The 21,518-nt window shown below is 73.3% G+C and carries 19 protein-coding genes; 10 read left to right on the top strand and 9 right to left on the bottom strand.

Annotated features, from left to right (window positions below):
- Window positions 1-5 precede the first annotated feature (5 nt).
- Complete coding sequence (gene fgd / locus AB0J55_RS14910) at window positions 6-1,007, top strand: glucose-6-phosphate dehydrogenase (coenzyme-F420) (RefSeq protein WP_364248014.1); 1,002 nt, start codon at window positions 6-8, stop codon at window positions 1,005-1,007.
- A 16-nt stretch (window positions 1,008-1,023) separates the two neighbouring features.
- On the opposite strand, the gene AB0J55_RS14905 is transcribed toward fgd, so the two are convergent.
- The 3 genes from AB0J55_RS14905 to AB0J55_RS14895 are packed head-to-tail and all read right to left on the bottom strand — an operon-like array spanning window position 1,024 to window position 4,087.
- Window positions 1,024-2,175, bottom strand: coding sequence for an acetyl-CoA C-acetyltransferase (locus tag AB0J55_RS14905; RefSeq protein WP_364248012.1), 1,152 nt, complete (start codon window positions 2,173-2,175; stop codon window positions 1,024-1,026).
- Window positions 2,176-2,183: 8 nt separating this feature from the next.
- Window positions 2,184-2,945: an SDR family oxidoreductase gene (locus tag AB0J55_RS14900; RefSeq protein WP_364248010.1), complete on the bottom strand. Its 762-nt coding sequence runs from the start codon at window positions 2,943-2,945 to the stop codon at window positions 2,184-2,186.
- Entirely contained in the window at window positions 2,942-4,087 is a 1,146-nt protein-coding gene (locus AB0J55_RS14895) for an acyl-CoA dehydrogenase family protein (protein WP_364248008.1), read from the bottom strand. The genes AB0J55_RS14900 and AB0J55_RS14895 overlap by 4 nt, the downstream gene beginning before the upstream one ends.
- 82 nt (window positions 4,088-4,169) lie before the next feature.
- On the opposite strand from AB0J55_RS14895, the gene AB0J55_RS14890 reads away from it, so the two are divergent.
- Genes AB0J55_RS14890 through AB0J55_RS14870 form a run of 5 tightly spaced genes read left to right on the top strand, consistent with a single transcriptional unit; the run spans window position 4,170 to window position 9,628 of the window.
- A complete protein-coding gene (locus tag AB0J55_RS14890; protein WP_364248006.1) occupies window positions 4,170-5,702 on the top strand; it encodes a FadD3 family acyl-CoA ligase in 1,533 nt (510 codons plus the stop codon).
- Window positions 5,699-6,544, top strand: coding sequence for an enoyl-CoA hydratase (locus tag AB0J55_RS14885; RefSeq protein ID WP_364248004.1), 846 nt, complete (start codon window positions 5,699-5,701; stop codon window positions 6,542-6,544). The genes AB0J55_RS14890 and AB0J55_RS14885 overlap by 4 nt, the downstream gene beginning before the upstream one ends.
- Window positions 6,544-7,674, top strand: coding sequence for an acyl-CoA dehydrogenase family protein (locus AB0J55_RS14880; protein WP_364248002.1), 1,131 nt, complete (start codon window positions 6,544-6,546; stop codon window positions 7,672-7,674). Before AB0J55_RS14885 ends, AB0J55_RS14880 begins: the two co-directional genes overlap by 1 nt.
- A complete protein-coding gene (locus AB0J55_RS14875) occupies window positions 7,671-8,588 on the top strand; it encodes an acyl-CoA dehydrogenase family protein (RefSeq protein ID WP_364248000.1) in 918 nt (305 codons plus the stop codon). Before AB0J55_RS14880 ends, AB0J55_RS14875 begins: the two co-directional genes overlap by 4 nt.
- Entirely contained in the window at window positions 8,585-9,628 is a 1,044-nt protein-coding gene (locus AB0J55_RS14870) for an acyl-CoA dehydrogenase family protein (RefSeq protein ID WP_364247998.1), read from the top strand. The genes AB0J55_RS14875 and AB0J55_RS14870 overlap by 4 nt, the downstream gene beginning before the upstream one ends.
- Here the strand turns inward: AB0J55_RS14870 and AB0J55_RS14865 are convergent.
- Together AB0J55_RS14865 and AB0J55_RS14860 are read right to left on the bottom strand one after the other, a co-directional pair.
- Window positions 9,618-10,367 (bottom strand): sigma-70 family RNA polymerase sigma factor, encoded by a 750-nt coding sequence (locus AB0J55_RS14865; protein ID WP_364247996.1) that lies wholly within the window; start codon window positions 10,365-10,367, stop codon window positions 9,618-9,620. The two genes, AB0J55_RS14870 and AB0J55_RS14865, sit on opposite strands and share 11 nt — an antisense overlap.
- A 145-nt stretch (window positions 10,368-10,512) precedes the next feature.
- Entirely contained in the window at window positions 10,513-10,932 is a 420-nt protein-coding gene (locus AB0J55_RS14860) for a VOC family protein (RefSeq protein WP_364247994.1), read from the bottom strand.
- Between the two features lie 46 nt (window positions 10,933-10,978).
- Between AB0J55_RS14860 and AB0J55_RS14855 the strand changes: the two genes are divergently transcribed.
- Window positions 10,979-11,632, top strand: a complete 654-nt coding sequence (locus AB0J55_RS14855; RefSeq protein ID WP_364247992.1) for a GntR family transcriptional regulator — start codon at window positions 10,979-10,981, stop codon at window positions 11,630-11,632.
- On the opposite strand, the gene AB0J55_RS14850 is transcribed toward AB0J55_RS14855, so the two are convergent.
- Window positions 11,613-13,241: a CocE/NonD family hydrolase gene (locus AB0J55_RS14850; protein ID WP_364247990.1), complete on the bottom strand. Its 1,629-nt coding sequence runs from the start codon at window positions 13,239-13,241 to the stop codon at window positions 11,613-11,615. The genes AB0J55_RS14855 and AB0J55_RS14850 overlap by 20 nt on opposite strands.
- Window positions 13,238-13,846, bottom strand: coding sequence for a TetR/AcrR family transcriptional regulator (locus tag AB0J55_RS14845; protein ID WP_364247988.1), 609 nt, complete (start codon window positions 13,844-13,846; stop codon window positions 13,238-13,240). The genes AB0J55_RS14850 and AB0J55_RS14845 overlap by 4 nt, the downstream gene beginning before the upstream one ends.
- Before the next feature lie 70 nt (window positions 13,847-13,916).
- On the opposite strand from AB0J55_RS14845, the gene AB0J55_RS14840 reads away from it, so the two are divergent.
- Complete coding sequence (locus AB0J55_RS14840; RefSeq protein WP_364247986.1) at window positions 13,917-14,930, top strand: alcohol dehydrogenase catalytic domain-containing protein; 1,014 nt, start codon at window positions 13,917-13,919, stop codon at window positions 14,928-14,930.
- A 1-nt stretch (window position 14,931) separates the two neighbouring features.
- On the opposite strand, the gene AB0J55_RS14835 is transcribed toward AB0J55_RS14840, so the two are convergent.
- On the bottom strand, window positions 14,932-16,479 hold the full coding sequence (locus AB0J55_RS14835; RefSeq protein WP_364247984.1) for an adenylate/guanylate cyclase domain-containing protein: 1,548 nt from the start codon (window positions 16,477-16,479) through the stop codon (window positions 14,932-14,934).
- A 106-nt stretch (window positions 16,480-16,585) separates the two neighbouring features.
- On the opposite strand from AB0J55_RS14835, the gene AB0J55_RS14830 reads away from it, so the two are divergent.
- Window positions 16,586-17,488 carry a diiron oxygenase gene (locus AB0J55_RS14830; protein WP_364247982.1) on the top strand — a complete coding sequence of 301 codons (903 nt, stop codon included), beginning with the start codon at window positions 16,586-16,588 and terminating at the stop codon, window positions 17,486-17,488.
- Window position 17,489: 1 nt separating this feature from the next.
- A complete protein-coding gene (locus tag AB0J55_RS14825; protein ID WP_364247980.1) occupies window positions 17,490-18,950 on the top strand; it encodes an FAD-dependent oxidoreductase in 1,461 nt (486 codons plus the stop codon).
- Window positions 18,951-19,291: 341 nt separating this feature from the next.
- Here AB0J55_RS14825 and AB0J55_RS14820 read toward each other — a convergent pair whose 3' ends face one another.
- On the bottom strand, window positions 19,292-21,502 hold the full coding sequence (locus AB0J55_RS14820) for a hypothetical protein (protein ID WP_364247978.1): 2,211 nt from the start codon (window positions 21,500-21,502) through the stop codon (window positions 19,292-19,294).
- Window positions 21,503-21,518 lie beyond the last annotated feature (16 nt).

The following is a 21,518-nucleotide window of genomic DNA, read 5'->3' as shown; positions in this document are numbered from 1 at the left end:
ACGCGGTGTTGAAGGTCGGATACAAGGCGTCGGCGGAGCAGTTCGGGCCGCGGGACCTGGTCGAGTACGCCGTGCGCGCCGAAGAGGTGGGCCTCGACTCGGTGTGGGTGTCCGATCACTTCCTGCCGTGGCGGCACGAAGGCGGCCACGCCCCGTGGGCGCTGGCCTGGATGCCGGCGGTGGCCGAACGCACGAAGCGGGTGCAGATCGGCACCAGCGTGCTGACCCCGACGTTCCGGTACAACCCGGCGGTGATCGCCCAGGCGTTCGCGACCATGTCCCTGCTGTCGAACGGCCGCGTCATCCTCGGTGTCGGCACCGGCGAGGCGCTGAACGAGATCGCCGTGTCGGGGCGGGAGTGGCCGGAGTTCAAGGAGCGCTTCGCCCGGCTGCGCGAGTCGATCAAGCTCATCCGCGAGCTGTGGACCAGCGACAACGTCAACTTCAAGGGCGACTACTACGAGCTGGTGGACGCCAAGATCTACGACCGGCCGGAACAGCCGGTGCCGGTGTACGTCGCCGCCGGCGGCCCGGTGGTGGCCAAGTACGCGGGCCGCGCCGGCGACGGGTTCATCTGCACGTCGGGCAAGGGCATGGAGCTCTACACCGACAAGCTGATGCCGGCGGTCAAGGAAGGCGCGGAGGCGGCCGGGAAGACCGTCGAGGACGTCGACCGGACCATCGAGATCAAGCTGTCCTACGACCGCGACCACGAGAAGGCCCTGGAGAACACCCGGTTCTGGGCGCCGCTGTCGCTGTCGGCGGAGCAGAAGCACAGCGTGTCCTCCGCCGAGGAGATGGAACGGCTGGCCGACGAGCTGCCGATCGACCAGGTCGCCAAGCGCTGGATCGTGGCGTCCGACCCGGACGAGGCCGTCGCCCAGATCAAGCCGTACCTGGACGCGGGCCTCAACCACCTGGTCTTCCACGGCCCCGGCCACGACCAGGAACGCTTCCTGACCCAGTTCTCCGAGGACGTGCTGCCGAAGCTGCGTGCCCTCGGCTGATCGGCGCTGCCCGGCTTCACAGCCGTTCGATGATGGTGACGTTGGCGGTGCCGCCGCCTTCGCACATCGTCTGCAGCCCGTAACGCCCGCCGCGGCGCTCCAGCTCGTGCAGGAGCGTCGCGAGGAGCTTGGTGCCGGTGGCCCCGATCGGGTGACCGAGGGCGATCCCGCCCCCGTTCACGTTGACCCGTTCGGGGTCCGCGCCGGTTTCGTCCAGCCACGCCAGCACCACGCTCGCGAACGCCTCGTTGACCTCGAACAGGTCGATGTCGTCGACGGTGAGCCCGGCGTTGCGCAGCGCGTGCGCCGTCGCCGGGATCGGGCCGGTCAGCATCCACACCGGGTCCGCCGCGCGCACCGACAGGTGGTGGATGCGGGCCCGCGGCGTCAGGCCGTGGGTTTCGACGAACGACGAGGACGCCAGCAGGGCCGCGCTCGCGCCGTCGGAGATCTGGCTGGCCACCGCCGCCGTCAGCCGCGAACCGTCGCCCAGCGGCTTCAGGCCGCGCATCCGCTCCAGGCTGGTGTCCCGGCGCGGGCCCTCGTCGTGCCGGAACTGCTCGACCGGGACGATCTCGGCGTCGAAGCGGCCTTCGTCGATGGCGGCCACGGCCCGCCGGTGGCTGCGCAGCGCGTACTCCTCCATGGCCGCGCGGCTGATGTCCCAGTGCTCGGCGATCATGTCGGCACTGCGGAACTGCGAGACCTCGACGCTGCCGTAGCGCTCCTGCCAGCCCTTCGAGCCGGAGAACGGGTCCTCGAAGCCGTGCTCGCGTCCGGCCAGCATCGCGGCGCTGATCGGGATCCGGCTCATGTTCTGCACGCCGCCGGCCAGCACCAGGTCCTGCGTGCCGGACAGGACGGCTTGCGCGGCGAAGTGCACGGCCTGCTGGCTCGACCCGCACTGCCGGTCGATCGTCACCCCCGGCACGTGGTCGGGGAACCCGGCGGCCAGCCACGCGGTGCGCGCGATGTTCCCGGACTGCGGACCGAGGGTGTCCGTGCAGCCGAAAATGACGTCGTCGACGAAGTCCGGGTCGACCCCGGCGCGCTCGACGACCGCCTTGATGACGTGCGCACCCAGGTCGGCGGAGTGCCACCCGGACAGCGCACCGCCGCGGCGCCCCACGGGTGTGCGGACCGCGTCGAGGAGGAAGGCTTCGGGCACGGGGGCTCCTAGGGGTGCTGGCTGCTGACGGAGACGACTTCGCCGGTGAGGTAGCTGGCGTAGCCGCTGGCGAGGAAGACCATGACGTTGGCGACTTCCCACGGCTCGGCGGCCCGGCCGAAGGCTTCCTTCTTCGTGAGGTCTTCGAGGAGTTCGTCGCTGGTCACCTTGGCCAGGAACGGGTGCATCGCGAGGCTCGGCGCGACGGCGTTGATCCGGACACCGTGTTCGGCGGCGTCCAGGGCCGAGCAGCGGGTCAACGCCATGACACCGGCTTTCGCGGCGGCGTAGTGCGCTTGGCCGGCCTGGGCGCGCCAGCCGATCACCGAGGCGTTGTTGACGATCGCCCCGCCGCCGCCCTGGGCGACGAACTGCTTCAGGGCCGCGCGGGTGCAGCGGAAGGTGCCGGTGAGCGTGATGTCGAGGACCTTCGACCACTCGTCGTCGGTCATGTCCAGGACGGACTTCGTGCCGCCGAGCCCGGCGTTGTTGATCATCACGTCCAGCCGGCCGAACTGCTCGACGGCGCCGTCGATCAGCGCCTGGACCTGGTCTTCCCGGGTGACGTCGCAGGGAATGGCGTGGACGTCGCCGAGTTCGGCGGCCTTCTCCTTCAACCGGCGTTCGTGCCAGTCGCTGATGACGACCTGCGCGCCCTCTTCGAGACAGCGCTTCGCGACCGCGGAGCCGATGCCGGTGCCCGCGGCGGCGGTGACCACGACGACCTTCCCCTGCAGGAGGTCGTGGCCGGGTGGGTAGGACGGGATCACGGGCGGGCCTCCCGGGGCAGGCCGAGGACGCGCTCGGCGATGATGGTGCGTTCGATTTCGTCCGACCCGCCGTAGATGGTGTCGGCGCGGGTGAACAGGAACAGCCGCTGCCACTCGTCGAGGTCGCCGCCGTCCGAGGTGAGGGAGCGTGCCCCGCGGGCGCGCATGGCGAGTTCGCCGAGCCCGCGGTGCCATTGCGCCCACAGGAGCTTGCCGACGGCGACTTCGGGTCCGGCGGCTTGGCCGAGGGTGCGTAACGCGTGGGCGCGCAGGACGCGCAGGCCGATGCGGGCGCGGGTGAGGTCGGCGCGCAGGAGCGGGTCGTCGTAGGTGCCGAGGCGCTGGGCCTCGGCGGTGATGTCGTCGAGTTCGCGGCGGAACCCGATCTGCTGGCCGAGGGTGGAGACCCCGCGTTCGAAGCCGAGGGTGGCCATGGCGATCTTCCAGCCGTCGCCCGGTTCGCCGACGACGAGGTTTCCGGCCGTTCGGGCGTCGTCGAAGAAGACTTCGTTGAACTCGGACGTGCCGGTGAGCTGCTGGATCGGCCGGATCGTCACACCGTCCTGCCGCAACGGCACGAGAAGGTAGGACAAGCCGTGGTGCCGCTGCGAACCGGGTTCGGTGCGGGCCACCACGAAACACCAGTCGGCCACATGGGCCAAGGACGTCCAGATCTTCTGGCCGTTGATCACCCACTCGCCGTCACGCAGGGCCGCCGACGTCGAGACGGCGGCGAGGTCGGAGCCGGCGCCGGGTTCGGAGTACCCCTGGCACCACAGTTCCTCGACCGCAACGATCTTGGGCAGGAACCGGGCCTGCTGCTCCGGAGTGCCGAAGGCGATCAGCGTCGGGCCGAGGAGTTGCTCGCCGATGTGGTTGACCCGCGCGGGTGCTCCGGAGGCGGCGTATTCCTCGTGGAAGGCGACCTGGTCTTCGAGGGACAAGCCGCGGCCGCCGTGCTCGGCCGGCCAGCCCACGCACGTCCAGCCCGCGGCGGCCAGGTGTCGTTCCCAGGCCAGGCGCAGCTCGAACTCCTCGTGTTCCCGCCCCGGCCCGCCCAGCCCGCGCAGGCGGGCGAACTCGCCGGTCAGGTTGTCCGCGAGCCAGTCCGCGACCTCGCGGCGGAATCGCGTCGGTCCCACGCACGCCTCCTTGCTCACCCGCCGGTCCGGCACCTAGGGTAATGAGAACACGTTCTACTTTGCCGGTCCAGAGGAGGGTGTGGTGGGACAGACCACGATCCCGGCCGTCGTCCGAGACGCCGCCGCGAAGTTCGGGTCCGCCGAGGCGCTGGTCGACGGTCCCGTGCGGCTCGGCTACGACCAGCTTCTGGAACGTGTTCGAACCGCCGCGCGGGCCTTCGCGGCGTGCGGCGTCGAGCCGGGGGACCGGGTCGCGGTCGCGCTGCCCAACACCCACCACTGGGTCACCGCGGCGCTGGGCGCGCTCTACGCGGGCGCGACCCTGATCCCGGTCAACACCCGCTTCACCGCCACCGAAACCGTGGACCTGCTCGTCCGCGGCCGGGCCCGGGCCCTCGTCGTGGCCGCCGACTTCCTCGGCGCCGACCGCCACGCCGCGATCGTGGCGACCGGGGCGGCGCTGCCGGACCTCGGCACCGTCGTCCGGGTGCCCCTCGAACAGCCGCACCGGCCGGTCGAGGGCACGCTGGGCTGGGACGAGTTCCTGGCCCTGGCCGAGCGGGTGCCGGTGGCCGACGCCGAGGCGCGCGCCGACGCCGTCCGCCCGGACGACGTCAGCGACATCCTGTTCACCTCGGGCACCAGCGGCCGCTCCAAGGGCGTGCTTTCGGCCCACCGCCAGGCCGTCGACGTCGCCGCGGCGTGGGCGGACTGCGGCCAGGTCACCGCCGAGGACCGGTACCTGGTGATCAACCCGTTCTTCCACAGCTTCGGCTACAAGGCCGGGATCCTGGTCTGCCTGCTGAGCGGCGCGACGATCGTGCCGCAGGCCGTGTTCGACGTGCGCGCGGCCCTGCGGGTGATCGAACGGGAACGGATTTCCGTGCTGCCGGGCGCGCCGGCGGTCTTCACGTCCCTGCTGCACGAGCCGCGCAAGGGCGACCTGTCGTCGCTGCGGCTCGCGGTCACCGGCGCGGCCACGGTGCCGGCCTCGCTCGTGCGCCGGATGTGGTCCGAACTCGGCTTCGAAACCGTCCTCACCGCCTACGGGCTCACCGAGGCCGTGATGGTGACGATGTGCCGGCCCGGCGACCCCGCGGACCTCATCGCCGGCACGTCCGGCCGGGCGACCGCGGGCTTCGAGGTGGCGATCCAGGGCTCGCCGGGCGAGATCGTGGTCCGCGGGCCGAACGTGATGCTCGGGTACCTCGACGACCCGGAGGCGACCGCGCAGGCCGTCGACGAGGAGGGCTGGCTGCACACCGGTGACGTCGGCGAGCTGGACGACGGCGGCAACCTGACGATCACCGGCCGGCTCAAGGACATGTACATCTCCGGCGGCTTCAACGTCTACCCGGCCGAGGTCGAGCACGCCCTGACCGAACTGGCCGGCGTGCGCGACGCCGCGGTGATCGGCGTCCCGGACGAGCGGATGGGCGAAGTCGGCAAGGCGTTCGTCGTCGGCACCGGGCTGACCGAAGAAGCGGTCATCGTCTTCTGCCGCGAACGGCTCGCCAACTACAAGACCCCGCGGTTCGTCGAGTTCCTGGACGAACTGCCCCGCAACGCTTCCGGCAAGGTGCTGAAGCGGCTGCTGAGCGAGGAGAAGGCATGAGTGAACCGGTGGTCCGCTCCGAGCGGCGCGGGCCGGTCGCGGTGGTGACGATGAACCGGCCGGAGTACCGCAACGCCCAGAATTCGGCGATGACCTACGCCCTCGACGACGCCTTCACCGACGCGGTGAACGACCCCGGGGTGAAGGTGATCGTGCTGGCGGGCGAAGGGAAGCACTTCTCCGCGGGGCACGACATCGGCACGCCGGGGCGGGACGTGGACCAGTCGTTCGACCGGCGGGCCGTGGTGTGGTGGGACCACGTCGACCGGGACGGCGGCGACCAGCGGTTCGCCCGCGAGTCCGAGGTCTACCTGGGCATGTGCCGCCGCTGGCGGGAAATCCCGAAGCCGATGATCGCCAGTGTCCAGGGCGCGTGCATCGCGGGCGGGCTGATGCTGGCCTGGGTGTGCGACCTCATCGTCGCTTCCGAGGACGCGTTCTTCGCCGATCCCGTGGTGCGGATGGGGATCCCCGGTGTCGAGTACTTCGCGCACCCGTGGGTGCTCGGCCCGCGTGCGGCGAAGGAGGTGCTGTTCACCGGTGATCGCTTCACCGCCGCGCAGGCCAGGGAATGGGGGATGATCAACCGGATCGTCCCGCGGGCGGAACTGGAACAGCACACCCTGGAGCTGGCGGAAAAGATCGCGGGGATGCCGCAGTTCGGGCTGGCGCTGGCGAAGAAGGCGGTCAACCAGGCCGAGGACCTGATGGGCCTGCGGTCCGGCATGGACTCGGTGTTCGGCCTCCACCACCTGGCCCACGCCCACAACGCGGAGACGTCGGAAGACTCCCTCGGCGGGCAGTCGGCGCGGTCCATGCGCGACGCGAACAAGGGGACGTGATGGACCTCGACATCGACGAAGCCTCCGCCGCCTTCCGCGACGAGGCACGGGACTGGCTGGCCCGGCACGTGCGGCCGTTGCCGTCGATGGACACCGCGGACGGCTTCGCGGCCCACCGCGAGTGGGAGGCCGAACTCGCCGAAGCGCGCTGGTCGGTCGTCTCGTGGCCGCGGGAATACCACGGCCGGGACGCCTCCATGCTGCAGTGGCTGCTGTTCGAGGAGGAGTACTACGCGTCGGGGGCTCCGGGCCGGGTGTCGCAGAACGGCATCTTCATGCTCGCACCGACGTTGTTCGCGCACGGCACGCCGGAGCAGCGTGACCGGATCCTGCCCGCGATGGCCACCGGCGAGCAGGTGTGGGCCCAGGCGTGGTCGGAGCCGGAGGCGGGCAGCGACATCGCCGCGTTGCGCAGCACGGCGGTGCGCACCGGCGGCGGCTGGCTGCTGTCGGGGCAGAAGACGTGGAGTTCCCGGGCCACCTTCGCCGACCGGGCGTTCGGCCTCTTCCGCACCGACCCGGACGCGCAGCGGCACCACGGCTTGACGTACTTCATGGCCGACCTGCGCGCCGAAGGCGTCACCGTGCGCCCGATCCCGCAGCTGGACGGCGAGCCGGGGTTCGCGGAGATCTTCTTCGACGACGTGTTCGTCCCGGACGAGGACGTGATCGGCGAGGTGGGCCAGGGCTGGCGGGTCGCGATGACGACGGCCAACAACGAGCGTGGCCTGTCGCTGCGCAGCCCCGGCCGGTTCCTCGCCGCGGCCGACCGCCTGGTCGCCCTCTGGCGGGAGCACGGCGAGTCACCGTCCACACGGGACAGAGTGGCCGACGCCTGGATCGGCGCGCGGGCCTACCAGCTCTACACGTTCGGGACCGTGAGCCGCCTGCAGGACGGTGGCGAGCTGGGGCCGGAGTCGAGCGTCAACAAGCTGTTCTGGTCGCACCTGGACGTCGGACTGCACGAGACCGCGCTCGACGTCCTGGGCCCGGCCGCGGAGACCGACCGGGCGTGGGTGGACGGTTACCTGTTCTCCCTCGCCGGCCCGATCTACGGCGGCACCGACCAGATCCAGCGCAACACGATCGCCGAACGGCTGCTGAAGCTCCCGAGGGAGGGCCGCCGATGAGATTCCAGCTCTCGCCGGAGCACCGCCAGTTCGCCGCGACGCTGCACGAACTGCTGGGCGGGGCCGACACCGCCACCACCGCCCGGGCCTGGGCGGCGGGGGAGCACGACCGCGGCCTCAAGCTCTGGCGCGCGCTCGCCGACGTCGGGGTCTTCGCGCTCCTGGTCGACGAAGCCCACGGCGGCCTCGGCGCCTCACCGGTCGACCTCGTGGTCGCCTTCGAGGCCCTCGGCTACCACGCCGTGCCGGGCCCGCTCGTCGAGTCGGCGGCGGTCGCCCCGGCGCTGCTGGCCGGCGACCGGCTCACCGCCCTCGCCGAAGGCGACCTGCTGGCCACCGTCGCCGCCCCGCCGGAGGTCCCGCTGGCGCTGGACGCCGACGTCGCGGGCGTGGTGCTGGACCTCACCGGCGCCGAGCTCACCGGAGCCGGAGCCGATCCGGTGCGCTCGATCGATCCGGCGCGGCGGCTGTTCCGGGTCCCCGGCGCGCGGGCGGCCGAATGCCCGGCGTTCGACCGCGGGGTGCTGGCCGTGGCCGCCCAGCTGCTCGGGGCGGGGCAATGGCTGCTGGACACGTCGGTGGCGTACGCGCGGCAACGCCGCCAGTACGGCCGGGCCATCGGCGAGTACCAGGCGGTCAAACACCTCCTGGCCGATGTCGTCACGCGGCTCGAACTCGCCCGCCCGCTCCTGCACGGCGCCGCGGTGGCCACCGGAACCTTCACCCGCGACGTCTCCGCGGCGAAGGTCATGGCCGCCGACGCCGCGTACCTGGCCGCGCGGACCGCGCTGCAGGTGCACGGCGCCATCGGCTACACCGCCGAACACGACCTCGGGCTCCGCCTGACGAAGGTGCGGGCCCTGGCCGGCGCCTGGGGGACCGGGACGTTCCACCGGGCGCGGGTGCTGCGATGACCGATCCCCTGGACACCGAGGAGGCCCGGGCGCTGCGGGACGCGGTGCGCGCGCTGCTCACCCGCCGGTCGGGCCCGGAAGCGGTGCGGGCCGCGATGGCGTCGCCGCTGGGCTACGACGACAAGCTGTGGTCGACGCTCTGCGAGCAGATCGGCGTTGCCGCCCTGGCGGTCCCGGAGCACTACGGCGGCGCGGGCGCCGGCCTCGCCGAGGCGTGCGTCGTGCTGGCCGAGCTCGGCCGGACGCTCACCCCCGCGCCGATGCTGGGCTCGGCGGTGCTGTGCGGGGAGGCCCTCCTGCGCACGGGCAACGACGAAGCCTGCGAACGGCTGCTGCCGGGCATCGCCGCGGGCACGACCGTGGCCGCCCTCGCGTGGTCCGGTGCGGACGGCCGGTGGACCCCGGCGCTCACGGCGTCGGCCGCGGGCCTCGACGGCCGCGCGCACTACGTCCTGGACGGCGACACCGCCGACGTCCTGCTCGCCGTGGCCCGCACCGACGACGGCGCCGGCCTGTTCGAAGTCCCCCTCGACGGCGTCCGCCGGGAACGCGCGACGACCCTGGACCCGACCCGCCGCCTCGCGGTCGTCGAGTGCGCGTCGGCCCCGGCCCGGCGGCTCGACACCGGCGGGTTCACCGGGCAGCTGCGGCACTTGCGCGACACGGCGGTGGTCGCCGTCGCGGCCGAGCAGACCGGGGCGGCGGCGCGAGCGCTGGAGCTGACGGTCGAGTACACGAAGCAACGCCGTCAGTTCGGCCGCGCGATCGGGTCGTTCCAGGCGCTGAAGCACCGGATGGCGGACGTGCACGTCCACGTCGAGGCGGCCCGGTCGGCCCTGTACGCGGCCCTGGTGGACGGTGACCCCGAGGCCGTCATGACGGCGAAGGTGGTGTGCGGCGAGGCCTTCGCGCACGCGGCGGCGGAGATGATCCAGCTGCACGGCGGCATCGCGATCACCTGGGAACACGACGCCCACCTGTACTTCAAGCGCGCCCACGGCACGGCCCGGCTCTTCGGCGAACCGGAGCTCACCCGGTGAGCCGCGCCGCCGAGCCGGGCAGCTCGCGGTTCGCCTCGTCCAGGCCCCGGGCGACCGCCCGGCAGGCGCGGCAGCCGGCGACGTGGTCGGCGATCACGCTCGCCCGCCGCGGCGGCAGCGCCCCGCGGACCCAGGCCCCCATCCGGCGGCGGGGTTCGCGGCAGACCGGCTCCTCCGCCTCGGGCACCTGCACCTGCAGGTAGGCCTGCCGCAGCCCTTCGCGGGCCCGCATCGCCAGCGCCGCCACGCTGTTCGGCGACAGGCCCAGCAGCGGCGCGACCTCCGTCGGGGTGCCCCCTTCGGCCGCGGTCTGCCACAGGACGGTCCGCCACCGGCCGGGCAGCGTGCGGTAGGCCGACCACACCAGCCGCACGTTCGACCGGTGCAGGGCGAGCTCGTCGGCCCCGCCGGCGCCGGGACCGGCGTCGGGCACCGTGGCCCGCAGCTCGACGCGGTTGCGCTGGCTGCTCCACCGCGACACCAGGTGGCGCATCGTCACGACGAGGTACGGCCGCAGGTCCCCGCGCGGCCCGCCGCCCGCCCGCACCACGGCGAGCACCCGGGCGAACGTCTCGGCCACCAGGTCGTCCCGTTCGGCGGGCTGCCGCACCCAAGCCCCGGCGGCCCGCCGCAGCGGCTCGGCATGCCGCCGGAAGAGACTCCCGGCGGCCTCGAGCTCGCCCTCCCGGAGCGCGGCGAGCAACACGGCGTCGGGCCGCTCGTCGTCGGCTGGTTGCATGGACTCTCCCGGGTTCGGCGCTCTGCATAGTGCCGAGTACCCACTGGGCGCGCGATAGGTGCCGCCGGCGGACGAGCGACCCGATCGAGTGTCCCTCCGAGGCGGTGCCTTCCACGGTGGTGTGCAGGGGATGGGCGGGATGTCGTCACACCGCGAAGACCTGTGAGTCGTCCGCGAAAGCCTTGAATTCGAGGGCGTTGCCGGCCGGGTCGAGCAGGAACATCGTCCACTGCTCGCCCGGCTGGCCCTCGAAACGGACGTACGGCTCGATCACGAATTCCGTGCCCGCCGCGCGCAGGCGGCCGGCGAGGGTGTGGAACTCCGGGATCGGGAGGATCAGGCCGAAGTGCGGCACCGGGACGTCGTGGCCGTCGACCGGGTTGTGGATGCGCTCCGGGGCTGCCGGGGACAGGTGCGTCACGAACTGGTGGCCGTGCAGGTTCCAGTCGATCCACGTCTCGGCGCTGCGGCCCTGGGCGAGGCCGAGGACCTCGCCGTAGAAACGGCGGGCGGCGGCCAGGTCGTCCACCGGCATCGCCAGGTGGAAGCGGGGGATGGCGGGCATCGGGTTCCCTTCGCCGGAGATCTTGTCTGAATGTTAACATTACGACATGAGCAGAGTGGTCCCCGCCCGCCGGCGCGGGCTGGCCGACGAGGTCGCCGACCGGGTCCGGGACGCCATCTTCGACGGCGGCTACGCCCTCGGCAGCCCGCTGCGCGAGGTGGAGCTGGCCGAGGCGCTCGGCGTCAGCCGCGGCCCGGTGCGGGAGGCGCTGCTCCGGCTCGAACGCGAGGGTCTCGTCCGCAGCGAGTGGCACCGGGGGACCACGGTGACCGAACTGTCCGATGTGGACGTCGACGAGCTCGGCAGCCTGCGGGCGGCCCTCGACGGGCTCGCCGTCGGGCTGGTCGTCGACCGCGCGCCCGGCTCGGCGCTGGACGCGATCGACGCCGTGGTGCGGCGCATGGAGCGGGCCGCCGACGAACACGAAATGGTCCGGTGCGACCTCGATTTCCACGACGCGGTCTACGCCGCCGCCGGCCACCGCCGGCTGCGGGAGGCGTGGCAGGCGATCCGCTCCCAGGTGCACCTGTTCCTCCTGACCCGGATCGGCGTCGCCACGGACGGCTACCTCGCGGGCATCCCCGCCGAGCACCGCCGGCTCGCGGCGGCCCTGCGGGCCCGCGACCGGGAGACGGCTTCGGCGCTGTTCGCCGAGCATCGCCGCCAGGCGTTCGATGTCCTCAGTGGACGGAAGCGGTAGCCACCGGCAGCACGATCGCCGACGGGTGGGCGGGGTCGTGGTGGACCTCCTGGTCCGCCGCGCGCAGGGTCACCGCGGTGGCGTGCGGCTCGCCCGTGCCGGGATTGCGGGCGTAGCGCGGGAAAGCGCCGCTGGAGACCTGGACCCGGATCCGGTGCCCGCGGCGGAACCGGTGCGCCGTCGGCCACAGCCGGACCGTGACCGCGGTCAGGTCGTCGAGGTCGCGGAGGCTGGTGAGGCCGTCGCAGACGTTGACCGAACGGCCGTCCGGGCCGACGTCGCAGAGGCGGACGAAGACGTCGGCGAACCGCAGGCTCGACCGGAACCAGATCTCCGCGTGCACGTCCCCGATGACTTCGACGTCTTCGCCGAGCGCGGCCGTCGTGTAGGTGAGGACGTCCGCGCGGGCTTCGAGGGCTGCGTTGTCCACGCGGCCCGCGTCGGGGGCCATGCGGACGCCGCCCGCCGCCGGGGTCGGGTCCGCCGGGTCGTAGCGGTAGCCGTCGGGGGCGGACTCGCCGGGGGCGCCGACGGCCAGCACGCCGCCCGCCTGCAGGTGGAACCGTTGCGGCGCATAGCCTTCCGGCGGCCAGGAGGCGAAGTCGCGCCAGGCTTCCTCGCCCATGACGAACAGCCGGACCGGCGCCCGCTCCGGCGGTTCCTCGCCGCGCGCGTGCGCAAGCCCGAACTCCAAGGTCTCCCGGAGCGTTTGCCCCGTGCTGCCGAGCAGGTCGGAGCGGCCGGCGTGGGTCCACGGCCCGACCGTCAGCCGCGGACGGCGGCCCGCCTCCTGCAGCGTGCGGAAGTCGCGCAGCTGGCCGGGCAGGAAGATGTCGTACCAGCCGGCGACCGAGCTGACTCCGACGGTGACGTCCGCGACGCGGTGCCGGTGGCCGATCTCCGCCCAGCGCGGGTGGTGCTCCGGGTGGGCGAGGACGTCCTGGATGTAGTCGGAACGGTGGCCGATCGCGACGACGTCGGCTTGGGCCAGCGGCAGCGTGGCGAACGCCTGCGCCAGCTTCTTCGCCTGGCCGCGCTGCCGGAACAACGCGAACCGGCGCTCCTGGACCGCCACCTGGACGCCCCACCCGAACGGCGTCTCCAGCGAAAGGCCGTCCTCGCGCAGGAACTCCAGCGTCAGCCCGGATTCGGTGACCTGCGGGATCATCGCCTTGACCTGCGGCGGCAGGCGGTCGGCCACCGCCCACTGCACGTAGCCGAGGTAGCTGGCGCCGACGAGCACGATCGCGTCGCCGGCCCACGGCTGCCGCACCAGCCACTCGAGCGTCGCCACGCCGTCTTCGCGCTCCTGCCGCAGCGGGTCGAAGACGCCGCCGGAGCCGAAGCCGCCGCGGGTGCTCTGGACCAGCACCTGGAACCCGCGCTCGGCCAGCGGCCGCGCCAGGATCGCCCCGAAGGGGCCCCGGCGGCCGTACGGGGTGCGCACCAACGCCGTCGGGAGCCCGTCCGGCCCCTCGCGCGGCGCCCAGCGGTCGGCGAGCAGCTCGACGCCGTCGGGCATCGGGACCCGCAGGTCCCGCTGGACGACGAGCCGCCGGGTGGCCGGCGCGGGCAGCTTCAGCAGGTGTTGCACGAGACGGCTGATCACCGGCCGGCCTCCTTCGTGATCATCGCGGTGACGACCGAGTGCATCCGCAGCAGCCGGCCGGCGAACTCGTCCGGGTCGAGCGGGTCCGGCCCGTCGACGACCCACGCGTTGACGACCGCCCCGGCCCCGCCGGTCAGGAAGGTGGCCAGGTCCTCGAGCTCGCCGTCGTCGAGGCGGCCGCCGAAGGCGCGGCCGAGGTTCTGCCGGTTGACCGGGAGGAACAGGCCGGTCAGCGCCTTGTTGAGGGCGAACGCGGACGCACTCGTCAGCAGCGCCCGGTAGAAGCGGCGGTACTGCGCGAAGTGCCGGCCCAACGCGAGCAGCGACGCGTGTTCGCCGTCGGGGGTCGCGAGGTCGGCGAGCTCGCCGAGCAGTTCGCGCCGGACGAGGTCGAGCGCGGCCTCCAGCAGCAGCGCGTCGCGGTCGCCGAACTGCTGGTACAGCACCTGGCGGCTGACGTCCGCGGCTTCGGCGATCTCGGAGACGGTGACGGCCGTCGAATCGCGTTCGGACACGAGCTCGACCGCGGCCCGCATCAGCGCCGCGCGGGACCGCCGCACCCGCCGGTCCTTGGCGGGTGCTTCGGTCGTCCAGTCGGCGGTCACAGCGAAGATAATGGACAGCTGTCAAGAAAATAGCAAGTGTTCGGTAATCGCCGCGTGCGAAGATGCGGCCATGTCTTCGACGATGCGGGCCTTCGTGCTCACCGGCCCGCGGGAGTGCTCGGTGCAGGAGGTGCCCGTCCCGCGGGCCGCCGCGGGCGAGGTCGTCGTCGACGTCGAGCGGGCCGGGGTGTGCGGCACCGACGTCGAGTTCTTCACCGGCGAAATGGCCTACCTGCACCAGGGGCACGCCGCGTACCCGATGCGGCTGGGCCACGAGTGGGCGGGCACGGTTTCGGAGGTCGGCGACGGCGTCGACCCCGCCTGGCTCGGGCGGCGGGTCATGGGCGACACCATGCTCGGCGACCGGACGTGCCGCCGCTGCCGCAAGGGCCACCAGCACACCTGCGAGAACCGGCAGGAGGTCGGCATCCGCGGCGGCCGTCCCGGCGCGCTGGCGGAGCGGCTCGCGGTGCCCGCGTGGTCGCTGCACGCCCTGCCCGATCCGGTGGACGCCGTGCTCGGTGCGCTGGTCGAACCGGGTGGCAACGCCCTGCGTGCGGCCCGCGCGGCCGGCACCGGCGCCGGGGACCGGGCGCTGGTCCTCGGACCGGGCACGATCGGGCTGCTCACCGCCCTGTTCCTGCGGGCGGCGGGCACCGAGGTGCACGTCATGGGGGTCGACGACGGCGTGTTCGCCCGCAGCCTCGGGTTCGCGCACGTCTGGACCCGCGCCACCCTCCCCGACCTGCCTTTCGACGCGGTCGTCGACGCCACCGGCGCGCCCGGCTCGCCCGCGCTCGCCGTGGACCTCGTGGAACCCGCGGGCCGGGTTGTCTACATCGGACTGTCCGGCCGGCGCAGCGAGCTCGACACCCGCGCCTTGGTGCTGAAGGACGTCACGGCGGTCGGTGTGCTGTCCGCGTCACCCGGGCTGGCCGACACGATCGCCGCGTACGCGAGCGGAGCCGTCGACCCCCGGCCCCTCGTGGCGGCGACCGTCGGCCTCGGCCAGGCCGGAGCGGTGCTTGCCGGGGAGCGGATCGGCGGCGCGGGCCCCAAGGTGCACATCGACCCGCGGCGCTGACTCAGCTCAGCCGCGGCGAGGCGAGGGTCGTGGGGCGGTTGCGCCCGCGCAGGGTGACGTCCTCGGTCGCCGTCCAGCGGGCCGCTTCCTCCACGGCGGCCGACTCGACGGCCGTCCACGAGGCGAGGATCCGCCCGGGAGCGTTCTTCGCCAGCTCAGTGAGCCGGGCGGCTTCGTTGACCGGGTCGCCGATCACCGTGTACTCGAAGCGGCGGGGGTCGCCGACGTTGCCCGCCACCGCGTCCCCGGTGGCCACGCCGATGCCGGCCGGGCCGTCCGGCACCTCGGCGGCCAGCCGGGCCGCGATCGCGCGGCCGGCGGCCAGCGCGCAGGTCGCGTGGTCGCCGTTCGGCGCCGGTGTGCCGAAGACGGCCAGCGCGGCGTCGCCGACGAACTTGTTGACCAGGCCGTGGTGCCGGTCGACCTCGTCGACCACCACCGCGAAGAACCGGTTGAGCAGGCCGACAACCTCCTGAGGCGGCCGGCTCGCGGCCAGCGCCGTCGACCCGACGAGGTCGACGAACAGCACCGACACCGTGCGGACCGTGCCGCCCAGCTCGGTGGCCGTCCGCATGGCCTCGACCGCGACGTCGTGGCCGACGTGCCTGCCGAACAGGTCGCGCAGCCGCTCCCGTTCGGCCAGCCCGGCCGCCATCCCGTTGAACCCGGCCTGCAGCAGGCCGAGTTCGGAACCGTCGTAGACCGGGATCCGGGCGGCGAAGTCGCCGGCGCGGACGCGGTCCAGCGCGTCCCGCACCGAGGAGATCGGGTTCACCACCGCGCGGGCGGTGAACACGGTGACCAGCAGCCCGAAGCACAGCACGACCAGCCCGAGCGCGATCACCGACCCGGCGAGCCTGGTGGTGGAGACGTCGCCGCGCACCCAGGCCAGCACCGCGGCGATGACCAGCCCGGCCACCGGCACGCCGGTGCCCAGGCACCAGAACAGCAGCATCCGCAGGTTGACGCCGCCGGTCACCGGCCGCGGCGGCGTGGTGCCGGCCAGGGCCAGCGCCGCGTACGGCCGCAGGGCGAACTCGCCGAAGAGGTAGGCGATCGCGCAGACGACGACGGCGGCGAAGGCGACGACGAGGAACTCGGTGAGCACCACCTTCGGCTGCACGAACGCCGCGAGGCCGCCGAAGAGCAGCGTCGCGATTCCCCAGAGCACGGCCTGGACGTAGGTCAGGCGCAGCGGGACACGCAGGCTCGCGGCGCGCTCGGCGTCGGTCGGGCGGCGGCCCTCGGCGGCCCAGCGCAGGGTGCGGAGGGCGCCGCGGGTGCCCCACAGCGTGCCCGCGATGACCGCCGAAACGACGTACACGGGTACTGCGACCGCGGTGACGCGGACGAGGTCACCGGACATCCCGGGCGTCGGCATGAGCAGTGCCGCGAGCCCGACCACGACCAGCGCGCCGATCACGTTGGTGGCGATCAAAGCGGCGGTGAGCAGGCGCTGGACGCGCCGGCGCAGCACGGTGGCGTCCTGGTCGAGCGGGCCGAGCAGGCCGGAACCGAACGGTCCCGCCGACGAGTCACCGGAGTTCACCCGCTGAGTGTACAGTTGTTCACCGAACTGCTCGCAGACGGCCGCCGAAGTATGTGTTACGGTTGGTAACAGTGAACTTCGGTAACACCTGACGAGGAGGTCGGTCATGACGAGCACCAGTGAATCCGGCGTGTCGGACCGGGAGACCGTGGCGCGGCGGCTGCTCGACTCGTCGGAGCAGCTGTCCTACGACCCGGTCAAGGAGGTCGACTGGGAGACGCCGCTGGACACGGACTACCACGGCGCGAGCCCGGAGTGGAGCACGCTCTACGGCACCTCCTACTGGGCGGACATGACGCCCGGGCAGCAGCGCGAGCTGACCCGCCAGGAGGCGGCGTCGGTCGCGAGCACGGGCATCTGGTTCGAAATGATCCTGCAGCAGATGGTGTTGCGCGACTTCTACGCCAAGGACCCGACCGACCCGGCGTTCCAGTGGGCGCTGACCGAGATCGCCGACGAGTGCCGCCACTCGATCATGTTCGCCCGCGGCGCGGCGAAGCTGCGCGCGCCCGCGTACCGGCCGCGCCGGTTCGTCGTCGAGCTGGGCCGGGTCTTCAAGGCGACCGCGACCGGCGAAGCCGCGTACGCGGCGATCCTCGTCGCCGAAGAGGTCCTCGACGTCATGCAGCGGGATTGGATGCGCGACGAGCGGGTGGTCCCGTTCGTGCGGACCATCAACAACATCCACGTCGTGGAGGAGTCGCGGCACATGAAGTTCGCCCGCGAGGAGACCCGCGAACGGCTGCGCGGCGCCGGGTGGCTGCGGCGGCAGGTCAACGGCCTGGTCGTCGCCATCGCGTCGTACTTCATCGTGACGAGCATGGTGAACGCGAAGGTCTACGAGAACGCGGGCCTGGACGGCAAGCGGGCGCGGCGCGAGGCGAAGGCCAACGAGCACCACAAGTCGATGCTGCGGTCGAGCTGTTCCGGGCTGATGGAGTTCCTGCACTCGGCCGGGCTGCTGACCAAGCCGTCGCTGTGGTTCTACAAGCGTGCGAACCTGATCTGACATGGCGTTCGCGATCACCCAGACCTGCTGCGCCGACGCGACGTGTGTGTCGGTCTGCCCGGTCAACTGCATCCACCCGACGCCGGACGAGCCGGACTTCGGGCGCACGGACATGCTCTATATCGACCCGGCCACCTGCATCGACTGCGGCGCGTGCGCCGACGCCTGCCCGGTCGACGCGATTTTCCCGGCCGGCGACCTGACCGGGCCGCTGCGGGTGTACGAAGAGCTCAACGCGGAGTACTACGCGGGCCGGGACGTGCTGGCGGAGGTGTCGGCGGCACCGAACTTCCACCGCTGGGCGCCGCCGACGTTCGCGCGGGTGCTGCCGAGCGACTTCGCGCCCCTGGACGTCGCCGTGGTCGGCACCGGGCCGGCCGGGATGTACGCGGTGGAGGACCTGCTGCTGCACACGAACGCCCGGGTGACGCTGGTCGACCGCCTGCCCCTGGCCGGCGGCCTGATCCGCTACGGCGTCGCACCGGACCACCCGTCGACGAAGAAGATCGGCGAGACGTTCGCCCGGTTCCACGACCACCCGCGGCTGCGCCTGCGCCTCGGCGTCTCGGCGGGCCCGGAGCTGGCCGACCGGCACGACGCGGTGATCTTCGCGGTCGGGGCCACGGAGGCGCGTTCCTTGGGCGTACCGGGCGAGAACCTCCCGGGCAGCCTGCCGGCCGCGACGGTGGTCGGCTGGTACAACGGCCACCCGGACGTCGAGCCGGACGCCGTGGACCTCTCGGCCGAGCGGGTGGTCGTGGTGGGCACCGGCAACGTGGCGCTCGACATCGCCCGCATCCTGACGGCGGACCCGGAGGAGCTGGCGGCCACGTCGATCGCCCCGGAAGCGCTGGCACGGCTGCGATCGGCCAAGGTGCGCGAGGTGGTGGTCCTGGCCCGCCGCGGCCCGGAGACGGCGGCGTACACGCGCCCGGAGCTCTTGGCCCTGGCGGCGCGCGGCTCGCTGGTGGTGGACACGCACGACCCGCGCATCGCCTCGGCGATCGAGGAAGGGGCGGGCAAGGCGGCGTGGCTGCAGGGGGTGCCGCGCGAGGAGGTGGACTGGTCGGAGCCGCCCCCGGACGGCCGCCGGATCGTGCTGCGCTTCCATTCGGCCCCGGCGGAGTTCCGCGGAGACACGGAGGTCCGCGCGGTGCTGACCTCGGACGGGATGGAGATCCCGGCGGGCCGGGTGGTCCGGGCGGCCGGGTTCCGCGGGGCGGCGGTGCCGGGGTTGCCGTTCGACGAGGGGACGGGAACGGTGCCGAACGAGGCGGGCCGCGTCGCGGGGCGGCCGGGGGTGTATGTGGCGGGGTGGATCAAGCGCGGGCCATCGGGCGGCATCGGCGCGAACAAGGCATGCGCGCGCGAGACGGTGGGGGCGTTGCTGGAGGACGCGGTGGCGGGGCGGTTGCCGGTGCGGCGCAGGGGAGTGGGGGCGTGGCTGCGCGGCCGAGCCTGAGGTGGGCGCGGGGAGTGCGGCGCAGGGGAGTGGGGCGCGACTGCGCAGCCGAGCCTGAGGTGGGCGCGGGAGTGCGGCGAGGCTGGGTGGCGGCCGGGAGGGCGGCGTGGCCGTGCGTGAGCCGAGCCCAGTGCAATGCCGGAGGTTGTGCGGGGCGCCCCTGAGCCGCTCACGGAACCTTTGCGCGACAATGCTTTCCGGCCGCGCGGTTGATTTTTCGGCGGCGTAGCCGCCGAAAAACCAATCGCCGGGGGAGCGCGGGTGCCGGGCCTTCCCCCTGAGATTGCGCGGCCGAGCCTGAGCCAGGCCCGGCCCTTCTTCCGGAAGTGCCGGGCCTTCGCCTACTCCGCCGAGCGGCACCAGTGCCGGCCCGTCGTCCAGCCGAGCAGGCGCCGGCCCGGGCCGTCCGGGGCGAAACCCTGCTCCGTGAACCGGCCGCCCGCCACCACGTGGGCCAGCCCTGCCACCGCGGGGGCGAACCGGCTCTCCGGATCCACCAGCTCGCGCAACCGGTCCACCGCCGCCCGCTGCTGGTCTCCGGTGCAGAAGCTCAAGTAGAAAATCCCCTGCCGCCAGGCGTAGGCGATGTTCTTGAGCAGCTGCCACTCCGTGTACGCGTCGCCGGCCCGCACCGCCAGGCGCCGGACCACCCAGGCGAACGTCCGCTCCGCCAGCTCCGGCGCCGCCGACCGAAGCCGCGCCTGCAGTCCCAGCGTTTCCACCAAAACCGCCAGGTTGTGCGTCGTCAGGATCTGGCTCTGCTCGATCACCATGCCATTGCCCGCCACCGACCATCCGCGGCGGCCCGCCCGCGCCTTGCACACCTCCGCGAAGTCGTCGGCCGTGCGCCGGAAGCCCCGGCGGCGGCGGGGTTCCCACGCAGCGGGCAGGTCGTAGTACCGCGCGTACAGCGTGTCCGCCATGACCCGGCTGGTGATCTCCGCCGCCGTGCGCCACTTCGCGGTGAACGTCCCCATGAAGATGTCCGCCGCCAGCTCCTCCAGCAACGGCATCGGGCGGTCCGCCTGCTTCGCCAGCGCGCCGAGTTCGCGCAGCAGCGTGTTCGGCAGGATCGCCTGCGGGAACGAGCCGAGCGCCAGCAGGACCGTCTGCGTCAACGTCTGCTGCGCGGCGGTGCCGGGACGCCGGGCCCGGAACGGCTCGAGCGCGGCGATCCACGGCAGCTCCTCGAACCGGACCTGGTGCGCCAGGTCGAGCAGCAGCAGCCCGCGGCGACGGCGGAACGCCGCGTACGTCTGCGCGTACAACGCCGCCAGCTGCTCGTCCTCGATGTTCGCCGCCATCAGCTGCGCGGTGATCTGCGGCAGCACCGTCGCCAGGACGTCGCCGGACGTGATGATGCCGCGCTCGACCAGCTCCTCGATCGGGGCCTCCAGCGCCCGGGCCGCCTTCGCGACCAGGCGCGGGGGAAAGTCTCCGCCGAGCGGGTCGGGCGAAGGCAGGCCGCCGTCGCCCGGGTAGGCGTCGAGCCGCCCGGCCAGGACCGCCGCGAGCTCCGCGTGCGTCGGGCGTGCGGCCACCGCCGCCTGCACACTGCGCAACGCGGCCCGCCGCTCCGAACCCGGCTCGCCGTGCTTGGTCACCGTGTTGGCCAGGGCCCGGCGGATCCAGCCGACGTCGCGGCCGGTGAGGGCGGCGCTGTCGTGCTCGCAGGCCAGCAGGGCGTGGTGCAGCCGGGCGAAGTTGCCCTTCGGGTGCGTGTGGGCGGCCGACGCGGTGTGCCGCGCGCTCGCCGTCGCGTAGTCCGCGAGCCACTGCGCCCGCCGGGCCGCCCACCCGTCCGGCCACGTCCGGCACGGCCAGCCGCCGGTGACGGCCGGGCCGGCCAGGCGCGGCAGCTCGCCGTCGACCGTTTCCGCCCAGAGGGCGACCAGCCGGTCGAACAGCGGGTGCCACACCCGCAGCGTCTCCAGCATCGCCGCGATCGCGGGCTTGGTGGCCGCCGACCGCAGGGTTTCGCGGACCTCGCCGACCGTGCTCAGCCGCACCAGCGCCCCGGCCGGCCGCGGCACCGCGCCGGGCAGCGGGGCCAGGCGCAGGCGGTGCAGCAGCGGCCGCAGCTCGGCCAGCAGGTCGAGTGCGGCTTCGGCGTGCCCGTGGCCGAGCAGCCAGGCGACGACCGGCAGCGCGGCGTCTTCCGGGAACTCGACGCGGTAGGACTCGGTGGCCAGCGCGGCCCGCAGGGCGGCGAGCCCGGCGTCGGTGAGGTACCAGGAGTTCAGCGACTCACGGTCGGCGCGGCCCGGCGCGAGCGCGAGCTCCTCCGGGCGCGGCGGCACCTCGGCGAGGTACCGGCCGGTGGCGAACCCGCCGTGCGCGACCTCCAGGGTCACCCACGCCGGGGTGTCCGCGACCGGCGTCCGCGAACCGATCTCCAGCGTCCCGCCGGCCATGCCGTCGAGAATCTCCTGCCACCGCCCGGCTTTCGCGCGGGCGCGGCGGCGGACCGCTGCGTCCTTTGTGGACGTGGCCGTGCGCAGCGCCCGTTCGAGCTGCCCGTAGGCGTAGCCGGGCGACACCTCCTGCGTCATGTGGAACTCCCCCTGG

The organism is Amycolatopsis sp. NPDC049688 (assembly GCF_040674975.1).
Taxonomy (GTDB): domain Bacteria; phylum Actinomycetota; class Actinomycetes; order Mycobacteriales; family Pseudonocardiaceae; genus Amycolatopsis.
This window is presented reverse-complemented; position numbering and strand designations above follow the sequence as displayed.

Bases quoted from the DNA above. Each gene is read 5' to 3' on its own strand.
- AB0J55_RS14885 (WP_364248004.1), top strand. From the start codon at position 5,699: ATGAGTGAACCGGTGGTCCGCTCCGAGCGGCGCGGGCCGGTCGCGGTG.
- AB0J55_RS14880 (WP_364248002.1), top strand. From the start codon at position 6,544: ATGGACCTCGACATCGACGAAGCCTCCGCCGCCTTCCGCGACGAGGCA.
- AB0J55_RS14875 (WP_364248000.1), top strand. From the start codon at position 7,671: ATGAGATTCCAGCTCTCGCCGGAGCACCGCCAGTTCGCCGCGACGCTG.
- AB0J55_RS14870 (WP_364247998.1), top strand. From the start codon at position 8,585: ATGACCGATCCCCTGGACACCGAGGAGGCCCGGGCGCTGCGGGACGCG.
- AB0J55_RS14865 (WP_364247996.1), bottom strand. From the start codon at position 10,367: ATGCAACCAGCCGACGACGAGCGGCCCGACGCCGTGTTGCTCGCCGCG.
- AB0J55_RS14860 (WP_364247994.1), bottom strand. From the start codon at position 10,932: ATGCCCGCCATCCCCCGCTTCCACCTGGCGATGCCGGTGGACGACCTG.
- AB0J55_RS14855 (WP_364247992.1), top strand. From the start codon at position 10,979: ATGAGCAGAGTGGTCCCCGCCCGCCGGCGCGGGCTGGCCGACGAGGTC.
- AB0J55_RS14840 (WP_364247986.1), top strand. From the start codon at position 13,917: ATGTCTTCGACGATGCGGGCCTTCGTGCTCACCGGCCCGCGGGAGTGC.
- AB0J55_RS14830 (WP_364247982.1), top strand. From the start codon at position 16,586: ATGACGAGCACCAGTGAATCCGGCGTGTCGGACCGGGAGACCGTGGCG.
- AB0J55_RS14825 (WP_364247980.1), top strand. From the start codon at position 17,490: ATGGCGTTCGCGATCACCCAGACCTGCTGCGCCGACGCGACGTGTGTG.
- AB0J55_RS14820 (WP_364247978.1), bottom strand. From the start codon at position 21,502: ATGACGCAGGAGGTGTCGCCCGGCTACGCCTACGGGCAGCTCGAACGG.